The following is a 12,076-nucleotide window of genomic DNA, read 5'->3' as shown; positions in this document are numbered from 1 at the left end:
TACCAACCCAATTGCTCGGGTTGGTACAGCTTTAACCTATTAAAACCATTAATCTATGTTAACAGTACGTTTGAACGCGGTAGAAAAAACATCAACTCGGAATTGCTCTTGAATATTATCAACGAGATTGATGGCCACGGAGCGACGTCCAGTTGCTGCCGTGTTGTTTAATAATTTGATGTAAATCTTAGCTTGTGCTTTTTTGGCGCCTGGGAATACGATTTGATATTTGCCGGCAATGGGGCTAATCTTGTTGCCCGAAGCATCAACGACCTCAAAGTCTTTGCCCAATTCCGCCGGGTTATTGATCCCGTCTATACTGACTACATAGTGAGCAATAGCGTCGTAGTTACGCTCGAATTCGGAATAAAATTGCACAGGGAGTTCGAGCAAGGCGGTTTGCGAGCGCTTAACAGTTACTGCCGAGTTGTTGTTCGGCATATAAACCACATAGTAATGGTGCTCGTATTCCGGCAAACCAGGCAATACTTCTCTATCCTCTTTACAGGCAAATAAACTTGTTACTGCCATGAAGAGCAGCAGGATTTGAGAAGCTTTATTTCTGATATGATTGATTTTCTTTTTCATGTTATTTCCAATTAGGGTTTTGAACTACTGCACCGCCACTCAATGAAATCTCATTCAAAGGAACCGGATACAAATAATCTTTCGCAGGGTTAAATCTTCGAGTGCTTTTATCCTCCACAATTAAAATCTGGTCAGCATTCAAGTTTAAGTTCTTGATATCGGCTCCGACCCAATCCGTAGCATTATATTTTGCACCCAGAATATCTTGTGTCAATGCATTTTCTGCTAGTTTCCAACGAATCAAATCAGGATAACGGAAACCCTCAAGTGCTAATTCAACGTTTCTTTCACGACGGATCTCCTCAAGCATACTCAATTGATTAGCCGCTGCAAAGGCATTGGAAAGTTTCACGTTCATTCCAACTCTACTGCGCAATAAATTGATGCTCTTGTCTAAATCCTCGTCGGATATCGATCCGTTTAGTTCGTATTTCGCCTCGGCATAGGTTAATAACACTTCAGCATAGCGGATTAATATCCTATCTGTCGTCGCCGAACCTGAGGTTTGCCAATCTGGAATGTTGAATCCTTTTTTAGTCGCATATGCTGTTCGAGCACCTAATGTTGTTGTGGGCACCCAAGGCCCCTTGTAAGCTTGCTCGCCATCGCGAAATACCGTCAAGCCTAGGCGTGGATCCCTGTTATCCAGAACCGCATTATAGCTAGGCTCTGCGCCTTCGGCAATGTAGAAGGCTGAACGCATAGGTTTTAATTCATTGCGCTCGTTATACGCTGGGAGACCGTCCGTATAGAGATACTGACGAATAAGATTACGGGTTACCGCCACACGACCGTTTTCTAAGTCGCGAGAGTAATTATGCGCTAAAATAACATTGGATGCATCGACCCCGTAGATTTTAACTAAGATATTCTCGCTGTTTCCTGGTCCCTCGCCTTCTTGATTGAACAGCTTGGCATAGTCCGAGAACAGTTGATGTCCCTGCCCCATCACATAGGTGGCACCATCAACAGCTTGTTGTAAATGCGTCTGCGCATCAGATCCGCCATGGTATTTGGCAAATGTGCCTAGAAACAAACCGATACGTGCCTTTAATGCCTGTGCCGCGCTTTTGCTCACGCGCCCGTAGTCAGCCGCAGGGATAGATTTTGCGGTCGGCAACCAGTCTTTTGCATAGTCAAGATCTTCATAAAGCTGCTTTGCAATTTCAGCTTTTGGAGTTCTCGCCATGTTCAATTCTGGCGAATTGAAGTCTAATGTTTTCGTTAAGAACGGGACATCACCATAACGCTGTACCAGTTGAAAATAGGCATAGGCTCTAAAGAACTTCGCCTCTGCGAAGTATCTGTTCTTAATTTCCTCCGCTACGCCGGCTTTTTCGCCTTTGATCAAGATATTGTTTGCCGTAAATATCATCTCATAAGGCTGCGACCAATCCGAACTTGTGCTCGGAATGCTCCACGCTCCATTACTAATTAGATTTACCGTTTGGTTGACATTGTCATCGCCACGGTTATCCAGGTCAAAGCCTTCCAGTTGTTGATATAGACGGTTAGCGGCAAATTTTAAATCAGACTCCGTGTTCCAGAACTCCTGATCGGAGAATGTGGTTTCGGGGAATCGGTCTAAGCTACAGCTGGCAGTCATACTTAAGGCTGCAGCAAGAGCAAAATTGGTTATAATAGTATTTAATGCTTTCATGTGACAGGAGATTAAAGGGTCAGATTAAGGCCAAAAGAAACGGTTCGGAAAAACGGATAAGTGGTCGCTCCAACATTGTTGGGAACCTCAGGATCGAAGACCTCCATCACTTTCGTTGTTTCCCATAGATCTTGTCCGGAGAAGAACACTCTCAGCTTACGGATCGCTTGTGTCTTTAATGGCAATGTATAACCCAATTGTACATTCTTCAAACGTAAATACGCCCCGTTCTGAATCCATTTATCCGACGGACGGTAGTTATGTGAACTTGTTTGATACATGCGTGGGAAGGTTGCATCAGGATTCTCCGGCGACCAACGGTCCATATGTATGGTCCATGGCAAATCAGCAGTACCTAACATCGGCGACAATGTTTCTGTAGAGATCACGAATACACGTTTGGCAACCCCTTGCAACATCGCACTGAAATCAAATCCTTTGTATTGGAAGCCCATATTGAATCCGTAGAAGTAACGTCCGTTGGAAGTACCATAGTTCACTAAGTCACCTGGACTATTTGGCGTACCTTCGCCTGCCGAAATAACACTATCGCCATTAACGTCTAAGTATTTCACATCTCCGGCACCAGCATTGTTCGGGAAGAATGGCGTATTCACTTGTGCTTTATAAGCATCGTACTCTTCTTTCGTTTGGAAATATCCATCTGTTTTGTAACCCCAAACGGTGTTCATTGGATAGCCTTCTAATAAATCGACAACACCTTCATTGATGATGTTACGACCATCGAAACGCACCAGTTCATTTTGATTATCTGATAAATTGAATCCTACTGAATATCTAAAATCATTGATCTTGTCTTTCCACTTGATATCAAATTCCCATCCCCAGCTCTTTAATTCACCCACGTTGAAAAAAGGAACATCTATACCAATAATAGACGGCAAGTTCAAGGCCGCTAGCATATTCTTATTGCGCTTTACATAGTAGTCTCCAGTGAAAGAAAGGCGATTCTTCAGGATAGCGAAGTCAATACCGATATTACTTTGTTGCACAACCTCCCAAGTCTTTTGTGGAGATGCTAATTGCTTTTGGAAGAGATACTGCTCGCGCACATCGTTGAACACTAGATAAGGGTTGTCACTAGCACTCTCGCGCAATCCTGAAGACAACAACGGGATATAATCGTACAGCCCTAAGGAAGCACCATTACCCAATTGTCCCCAAGATGCTCTAATCTTTAACAAGTCAAAGATAGTTTGATCTTTCATGAACTCTTCCTGATCTAAACGCCACGCTGCAGAGAATGAAGGAAATAGTTCCCAACGGTTTTCTGGCGCTAATCGCGAACTACCGTCATATCTGAAAGATGCTTCTAATAGATAGCGTTCTTTGTAGTTGTAGTTCAAACGACCGAAGTAAGATCCCATCGCCCATGTTTGAATATCATCACCATTGGTTTTTGTCGCCGGATTACCGTAGTTTAAGCTATAGAAGTCGTTAGTGATTAAAGACTGCGCGCCTGCTACTAATTCATCCTTACGGTATTCTTCGAAGGAAGTACCAGCAAGCAAGGTAAAGTTATGATTCTCAGCAACCTTAAAGTTATAGGTAGCTACCGCTTGTAGGTTGTTTAGGAATCCTCTGTTTTTAGCCCGCTCCGTAGAGTTCGGATCGTTTACTTTCGATCGGATGGTGTTTGTTGAGCGTCCGTACCAAATAATCGTACGACGATCGCGTTGCATATTATAGTAATCTTGATTTCTAGAACCTGTGATATCGATCGTCAACCCCTCTACAATATTCTTGATCTTTAAATTGGCTCTACCTGTAAAAGATTCATAAAGACGTCTGTAGAGACCACCGTTTTGCTGGATGTCTATCGGGTTGATCTGCAAGTCACCATTGAACGGCTGCCCTGTGATATCTTCTGCTGGAACATAAAGGCTCTGGCGTGTTCTACTTCTGTACATTCTGTTGATAATCTGCTGCGTTCCGTAAGCATTCTGATTCACCTCAGATCCTACGTAATTGGCTGCGATATTTAACTGTACATATTTATTTACTTCCGCAGATAGGTTCGTTCGAAGGGTGTAACGTGAGTTATCGTCTGGACCATAGCGGAGAACACCGCTACGATTGTAATATCCTCCGGAAACATTATATGTTACCTTTTCTCCACCGCCGCTTAGGGAAAGGTTGTGATTATGCATGTCGCTATACTTATTCATCCCCTCCTTAATCCAGTTATTGTTGCCGAAATATTCCCAGCGATCCTGTGTTGGGTTAGGTCTGTAAGAAAAGTTCGGATTCATTAACCATTCGCGTTGCTCTTCCGTGAACTCTGGATTTCCGGTCGCATTCAAGCGCGCTTCGTCGATCAATAATTGCTCATCCCAAGAGTTTAAACGTTCAGGACGACGGGCAGCGATATTAACACCGTAGTAATTATTGTAATTCACTACCGGCTTACCTGCTTTTCCCTTCTTCGTCGTAACTAAGATGACACCTCCTGCAGCTCTTGCTCCATAGATTGCCGATGCTGACGCATCCTTAAGAACCGATATAGACTCTACGTCATCAGGATTGATCAGGTTGAGGTCCATTTCAATACCGTCTACTAATACCAAGGCTGACATACTATTCGCAGAACTAAAGCCACGAACACGGATACCACTGCCTTCATCACCAGGATTACCGCTACTTCGCGTTACTGCGACTCCCGGCAAAACACCCTGTAAGGCAGACGTAAGGTTAACATTTGGACGGTCGACAAGCTCTTCCCCTGCTACTTGGCTTACCGCACCGCTTAGATTAACTTTCTTTTGCGTGCCATAGCCGACCACCACAACCTCATCGAGGTTCTCTTGATTTTCAACTAAAACAACATTGATGGTCGATTGTGTTCCGACAGTAACCTCCTGCGTTTGATAACCAAGGAGTCTAAATTGCAGAACAGCTGCATTCGAAGCTTGCAAACGAAAGTCCCCAGCTTCATTTGTTGAAGTCTCTTGTTGACTGTTTTTAATGGATACACTGACATTGGCAGCAGCAGTTCCGTCTTGCAGACGTACCACTCCTTGAATAGTTCGTAAAGCTTGCGCATATGATAATTGAACAAGAAAAATAAGTCCAATTATGATACAGCAGCTCCTACTGAGGTGGATGCATGATCTCATCATAACTGATAGGTTTTAATTTGGATAAAATAAGTGCCCGAGCAGACCCGGGTTAGACAAATGTCTTGATTGGTTAATATTTATTAGGGGTAGAAATTGCTCAAATAGGGGTAGAAATTGCTTTATTTGCAATCCTACACCTGTTTTTAGAGAATCCAGATTAATGGATGCCTCATCGGCGAATTTCTGCGTACTTCTAATTCACTATAATCTAACGGCAGCTTCAACCAGGTATTCAACAAGTCTTCCCGTTGAAAATCTAATGCACCGAACAGTAAAAAAGGATGGGCAATTGGCCAATTATCCCAATACATTACATCCTTTTCATAAGGCCATTTCGTCTTGTCTACCACATATGGGAACATGAAATCAATACCCTTTTCTAAATTCTTCCCATCTACGGTAATCTCGGCTGCCTGCGAATTATGCTTCTGCAGAATACGCGTAATACCCGCAAAGATATCTAAGTTGAAAAGTGAATATCCATATGGCTTTGTTCTTTCGATCTCCAACGGAAAACTGCCGTTACTAGCCATCTGATTGGGTAATATGACCTGCTGATAGCGTTGAACGCAGGAGTCTAGCATAGCCTGATTATTTGTATAGCGAGCGAATGCTGCTGCTTGCAATAACCAACAGGAAGCGTGATTGTTCTTAGTAGCCTTTTCGTCCAGTCCATAGGGATGGGTATTCATCCAGTTTAAATAAGAAGCAAACCATTCTTCAATCGCTTTTCCGTCTTTCTCATTGAGCTTGCCAGCAGTTTTTAAGTGTTCTAGCGAGCGCGCTACTTCGACAAAATGAATTCCATCAATTAATCCGATACCTCTCCCACTTGCTACACCCTTGATGGCTTGCGCATAGTTCATCGAAGGGTTCATACGTGTATTTTTATCGACGAACCAAGCCTTTGCATGTTCCATTGCTCGCTTCGCATAGCGATCATCTTTCGTTAGCAACCATCCGGAAACCAGATCGCTAATGATATCACCGTATCGCATCACAAGCTCCCGATGTGCTACAAAGTTATCGGGATTGCTCATGCCATCTTTACGGATATAAGGACCATCGTTATCCTCTGGATTTGGCCACCAATAGTCTCCTTCCGAATAGAAGTCATTCTTCGTCCCTAAACTACGCTCGCTGGTAGCCGAAGTAATCGTCCTGATGGGCTCCTCTAAGGCTTTATCCGCTGCCGCTAAAACCTCTGGACGGAGTTTATTAACGACAGTAGTCGTCAAATCTCTGTCTTCACCAGTAATATTGATTAGTGTCGATTTGATATAATCGCCTTTCACCGATACGACGGCATGCTTTCCTGTTCGCACAAAACGGATAAGCGCACGGCCGTTATAAGCCTGTAATCTACTGCTCCCATCCGATGTACCCTGGTTGACGATAAGATATCCATCGCCTGCGGATGCAAACTCCAAATAATCGCGACTATCTAATACTGGAACTCCTTTTGCATCGAGAAACTTAGCTTCCAATAGCACAGTATCGCCTTTAGTTTCAATGGCATTCAAGCTTATGCTAGCTGGTTTACCCCATTTCTCGGTTTGGTAATCTTGAACTAGCTCATCCGATATCACTACCTTCCCTTTCCTCGCGATCGCCTTCAGTTCATTCTTCCCTTTTTCAAATTTCACCATCCATCGCAGTCCAGCTGCAGGGAAGTCCTGCGAATCACGCTTTTTCTTTCCGAGGCTTATACCATTGTGAAAAAGTTCCACTTCTTCCGCGTTCGAGTACACTTTAACCATTCTTTCCTGCCCTTCATCACCCCATCGCGTTGGCCAGCTATGACCATAGATACGAACCATAGGCTCCTCCGTCCAATAGGATTGGAAAACATAGTATGATTCCTTCTTATTCAAGTTTCTTTCAACAACCCCCTTTTGATTCATATAAGGGACGGGGTTCTCTGGACGAACCGGCGTCGTAAAATCCTTAAATGGCCAGTATGCAGTACCGGTCAACCAAGGCATGGTTTCTTGTTCTTTCAGGTGCCAATCAATTAGATTTACGATGTAGCTCTCACTCCAATCGCCATCTTTTGATACTCTCGCCGGCCCACCGAAAAGCGACGCATCACCTGCGCGCTCATCTGCCGAGGTACTGCGCATCACTTCCGAAAGCCCTTCATCAGGTGTCTCCGAATGTCTTCGCGCATGACTATCCCCACCCCATTCGACATGCAGGAAGTGACTAACCCGCTCAAACTCGGTTCTACTAGCTGTCTTGTAATCCGTATATACCCCACGATACCAACCTGCCCAAATAGAAGGCGAATAGACATCTACAATATCTCTACAGAAATCACAACGGCGAATCGCTGTCTTTCTGGAGTCATCAAGTTTATGAGATAACTGATGTAACTCAGTCATAAAGGTCCTTATCTTCTGTTGGTCGAACTCATTAAAGTCGCCGGGCCAATCATTCTCGTTTCCAAGTCCCCAAATAATAATGGACGGATGATTATAATGCTGCTCAATCATATTAGTGAGCATCCGGCGCGCTTGCTCCTGATATACAGGGCCGCCCAACCCACCGCGACACCATGGAATCTCCTCCCAAACCAATATTCCTAGTTGGTCGCAAGCTTCCAAAACTATCCTCGACTGCTGGTAATGTCCTAATCGAATAAAGTTTACCCCCATGTCCTTCATCATCCGCATCTCTTGCCAAATCTGCTCCTCTGTCATCGCTTGCCCTACACCCGCATGGTCCTCATGTCGATGCGTACCACGCAGCAAAAGGCGTTCGCCATTCAGATGAAATGGACCCGATGCAACAAATTCAAAAGATCGGAAGCCGATATGCTCCTTTAAAATAGCTGTATCCTTTCCTACGATCGCCGAGATCTCCACACGATATAGATTCGGCTGGTTGGGACTCCATAAACTAGGATTGGATACAGCAAGAGGTTCAAGATTGAAATTACCATCATTCGAAATCGAAACAGTTTGTTTCTTATTAATGATTTCCTTCCCTTTAGGATCAAATATCTTTGTTTGCAATGAAGCTTCCTTTATACCTTCAGGATTCCAAAAACGTCCTTTGAGAGTCACCTTAGCCCCCTTTAAATTAGGCTGAAGATTGATTTCCGAGAAAATATGTTGTACCGAAAGCTTCGGTGCATATACCAAATTGACATAACGATACAGCCCTCCAAACAGTGTAAAATCCGAAAGATCTGAAGGAATCATCTCCAAATCTCTGGAATTATCTGTTCTAATCAACACAGGCACTTTTCCATTAAAGCGCTTCGCGTCTTCCGATGCCCTAAACTTCGCTACTGCATCCGTAATATCCGCATACCACTCATCATAACCACCGACATGCTCTGTAACTAATTGATCGTAGACATAGACGTTGCTCTTTTGGCCAGCTCCTTCGAAGTGCAAAATAACACGTCCGTCGGAATAAGGGTTATTTATTGATAGGTTGGTTCTGTACCATGCCGGACCCTGATAATAATTCTCATGCGGATCCACCGCATCCGACGCATTGTAGGTATGTGGCAACTGCACCTTGGACCATATAGGAACAGACTCAGGCGCTCCGGCAGGAACAGGACGAATCCCCTCCCATATCCCCCCAAGATCAGAGCGCAAAAACTCCCAATCATTGATAAGCCGCTGACTAGTTTGAGCCTGCAGATTCCCAATAATTGAAAGCCCGATAAAAAGAATAAACGATAGATAAGTTTTTCTCAGCATAACAAATAGGTTCTAAATCAGTAGAACGAAGATGCATGCAGAACTGACGTTTTAGGTGTTGATATCGGTTTAAAAGGGGGAGTATTTGTTCAGAACGCTTTACAAATAGCGTTTAAACCTGATAAAACAGGTTTTCTTCATAAAAACTTTAATGGATACTTTGAAGCATCAACAGGGATAAAGCTTCTTGATGGTGTTTTGAAAAGAACACTTTCAGCAAAAAATAAAGAGAGAGCCCTTACTATAAGAACTCTCTCTTGATCTATTTATTTTAAGTTTACTTTCCTGAGGAATCTTAAGCGTGCGCTTTTTCTTTCTTGCCGAACAAAGCTTTACCAACAGTCACCAATCCCAAAGCTATCAAACCACCAACGATTGCTGCAGCAATTGATTTAACAATACCCGGTAGGCTTGGTAACATATGGTGTAGATAGTCGATATTATGAACAAAAATATCTCCTGATACCATCAATAAAGCAATCGTTCCAATTACGCCTAAGGATTTAATTACTAAGGGTAATAACTTCACTAAAGCATGCCCGAACTTAGCAGCAAATCCCTTATCGTTGGAACGCTTGATCAGGCTATATCCCATATCGTCCATGCGCACAATTAGCGCCACAATCCCATAGACACCTATCGTAGCGATAATAGCTACTACAGAAACCGTTAGAATCTGAATCGTCAAAGATTGGTCTAACACGGTTCCTAGGGCGATGATCACAATCTCCACCGATAAGATAAAGTCAGTGGTAATAGCAGACTTTATCTTCGCGTTCTCTGCAATCTCCCCCTGCTCTACATTCTTCTGGATAACCTCATGGCCTTCTTTCTTACGATGGAACAGGTAATGAACAATCTTTTCTACCCCCTCGTAAGCCAAGTAAAAACCACCGAGGATCAAGATATACTTGATCGCTATTGGAAATATTGCATTCAGGATCAATGCAATCGGCACAATGATCAGTTTATTGATAAAAGAGCCTTTGGTAATTGCCCATAGCACCGGAATCTCACGGGTTGCTAAAAATCCAGTAGCTTTTTCTGCATTAACGGCTAAATCGTCTCCTAAAATACCTGCAGTCTTACGTGTTGCCAACTTACTGGCTACCGCCACGTCGTCCATTAATGCAGCGATATCATCCAATACCGCAAATATGCCTGATGCCATAGTTATTAATTATCTTTTACTTTTCTAAAATAGAATTAATTTAGAAATGTTTGAAAAAACTTTCATGTTTTCATTGAATCATCAACAGAAATGAAAGTTCTTGAAGACCATTGATAACAGACAATTTCAGAAAAAAAATAACAAAGGACGGTATTAAACTAGTTCTACCTGCTCGCTTAATCCCTATTCTACTTCCTGCACTTTGCTTTTCCGGAACTCTTTCATGGATGCAGGCTCTTTACTTTCTAATTCCGCGAAGTCCACAACACCTGTTTCTTTTGCCCAATTTGCATAAGCCTGTGCCAGTCGGGATACGACGTCCTCATTTTTATCCGCAATATTTCTCGTCTCCGTCGGGTCGCTCTCCAAATCATATAATTCCCAGGTTTGCGACGGCCAAGTCGAAACCAACTTCCACTTCCCTACCCTCGCTGCTCTGTTCCCCGCACGCTCCCAGAAAAGACCTTCCTCTCGAAGCACCTGTTGGCTTTCGCTGGTAAGCAGTGGTAATAAACTTTTACCTGCGAGCGCATTAACCTTCGTCGCCTTATAAGCTTCCGGATACTTTGCATTCGCTAATTCATAGAACGTAGGTGCTAAGTCGATTATATGTCCAGTACCTTGTTTGATTTCTCCCTGTTGAATTCTTCCGGGGAACCAAGCGATGAACGGCGTATTGATACCACCTTCATACATGTAGTCTTTAAAAGCTTTAAACGGTGTGTTACTTGCATATGACCAATTCTTACTCTGCGATTCATAGGAAGTAACCGTCCCAATAGCGCCCTTATTCCTATCCGAACCATGATGCCAGCGAACCAAATCCTCAGCCGGCGCACCGTTATCAGAAAGGAAGACGATTAGCGTATTATCTAATTGTCCGTTCTTTTCCAAGCGGTCTAACAGCTCTCCGATACTTTGATCCAAACGATAGACCATCGCAGCGAATATTTCCATTTTCTTCGCCCAACCTGCCCTTTGTTCAGCAGTCAGTTTTTCCCAGTCATAAAGATCCCGATCAGCAGTTGATGGAGTCAGTCCCGTCGGTATCAAGCCGATTTCACGCTGTCTTTTTAGTCTTTGCTCCCTAAGGACCGACCATCCCATATCATACTTGCCTTTAAAGCGAGCTATATCCTCTTTTGGAGCAACCAAAGGCCAATGCGGAGCCGTATGTGCTAAATACAAAAAGAACGGCTCCTGTCGACTCTTAATGCTATCCAAAAAACCTATCGCATTCCGCGTGATCAAGTTGGTCGAAAATGTCGCTTGAGTTGGATAGCCCTCCGCATCTGTTTCAGGCGTTCGTAGACCCGGTGCTCCGGAATTTGCATTCTTATCATCGCGAGGATAGACGTAGTCAAATCCTCTTTCCCAAGGATAACTTTGCCCCTTCTCCGACACATGCCACTTACCAGAGGTTAGCGTAATGTAGCCATTTTCTTTAAGCACCTCCGCAATCGTTAGGGACTCCTTATTCAGATAACCCTGATATGCAGACAGTCCCAGGTCATTAGAAAAGTAACCGACCCCGGCTTTATGTTGGTACTGCCCGGTCAGCAGCGATGCTCTGGTGGGTGCACATATGGAGTTGTTATAAAACTCACGAAGGCGCAACCCTTCCTTCGCTAGACGATCTAAATTAGGGGTTGGGATTTCCGACCCATATGATCCCAGGTCCGAATAGCCCAGATCATCTGCCAGGATTAAAATAATATTTGGTCTTTTATCTTGCGCCCATACCGATAGCGAAAGAAGAAGCAATACTGTGTTTAGGAAAATGTTCTTTCTGTTCATA

At 43.7% G+C, this 12,076-nt stretch carries 6 protein-coding genes; all 6 read right to left on the bottom strand.

Annotated elements, in window-relative coordinates; translation table 11 throughout:
- Positions 1 to 48: 48 nt before the first annotated feature.
- Positions 49 to 588 carry a hypothetical protein gene (locus DSM08_RS06645; protein WP_223110875.1) on the bottom strand — a complete coding sequence of 180 codons (540 nt, stop codon included), beginning with the start codon at positions 586 to 588 and terminating at the stop codon, positions 49 to 51.
- Between the two features lies 1 nt (position 589).
- Positions 590 to 2,248, bottom strand: coding sequence for a RagB/SusD family nutrient uptake outer membrane protein (locus tag DSM08_RS06640; protein WP_246172501.1), 1,659 nt, complete (start codon positions 2,246 to 2,248; stop codon positions 590 to 592).
- An 11-nt stretch (positions 2,249 to 2,259) separates the two neighbouring features.
- Positions 2,260 to 5,388, bottom strand: coding sequence for a SusC/RagA family TonB-linked outer membrane protein (locus DSM08_RS06635; protein WP_149525423.1), 3,129 nt, complete (start codon positions 5,386 to 5,388; stop codon positions 2,260 to 2,262).
- A 143-nt stretch (positions 5,389 to 5,531) separates the two neighbouring features.
- Positions 5,532 to 9,107: an alginate lyase family protein gene (locus DSM08_RS06625; protein WP_223110874.1), complete on the bottom strand. Its 3,576-nt coding sequence runs from the start codon at positions 9,105 to 9,107 to the stop codon at positions 5,532 to 5,534.
- 295 nt (positions 9,108 to 9,402) lie between these two features.
- Entirely contained in the window at positions 9,403 to 10,278 is an 876-nt protein-coding gene (locus DSM08_RS06620) for a DUF808 domain-containing protein (RefSeq protein WP_149525422.1), read from the bottom strand.
- Between the two features lie 183 nt (positions 10,279 to 10,461).
- Positions 10,462 to 12,075, bottom strand: a complete 1,614-nt coding sequence (locus DSM08_RS06615) for an arylsulfatase (RefSeq protein ID WP_149525421.1) — start codon at positions 12,073 to 12,075, stop codon at positions 10,462 to 10,464.
- Between the last annotated feature and the right edge of the window lies 1 nt (position 12,076).

This window comes from Sphingobacterium hotanense, assembly GCF_008274825.1.
Taxonomy (GTDB): Bacteria; Bacteroidota; Bacteroidia; order Sphingobacteriales; family Sphingobacteriaceae; genus Sphingobacterium; species Sphingobacterium hotanense.
This window is presented reverse-complemented; position numbering and strand designations above follow the sequence as displayed.

Bases quoted from the DNA above. Each gene is read 5' to 3' on its own strand.
- DSM08_RS06635 (WP_149525423.1), bottom strand. From the start codon at position 5,388: ATGATGAGATCATGCATCCACCTCAGTAGGAGCTGCTGTATCATAATT.
- DSM08_RS06620 (WP_149525422.1), bottom strand. From the start codon at position 10,278: ATGGCATCAGGCATATTTGCGGTATTGGATGATATCGCTGCATTAATG.
- DSM08_RS06640 (WP_246172501.1), bottom strand. From the start codon at position 2,248: ATGAAAGCATTAAATACTATTATAACCAATTTTGCTCTTGCTGCAGCC.
- DSM08_RS06625 (WP_223110874.1), bottom strand. From the start codon at position 9,107: ATGCTGAGAAAAACTTATCTATCGTTTATTCTTTTTATCGGGCTTTCA.
- DSM08_RS06645 (WP_223110875.1), bottom strand. From the start codon at position 588: ATGAAAAAGAAAATCAATCATATCAGAAATAAAGCTTCTCAAATCCTG.
- DSM08_RS06615 (WP_149525421.1), bottom strand. From the start codon at position 12,075: ATGAACAGAAAGAACATTTTCCTAAACACAGTATTGCTTCTTCTTTCG.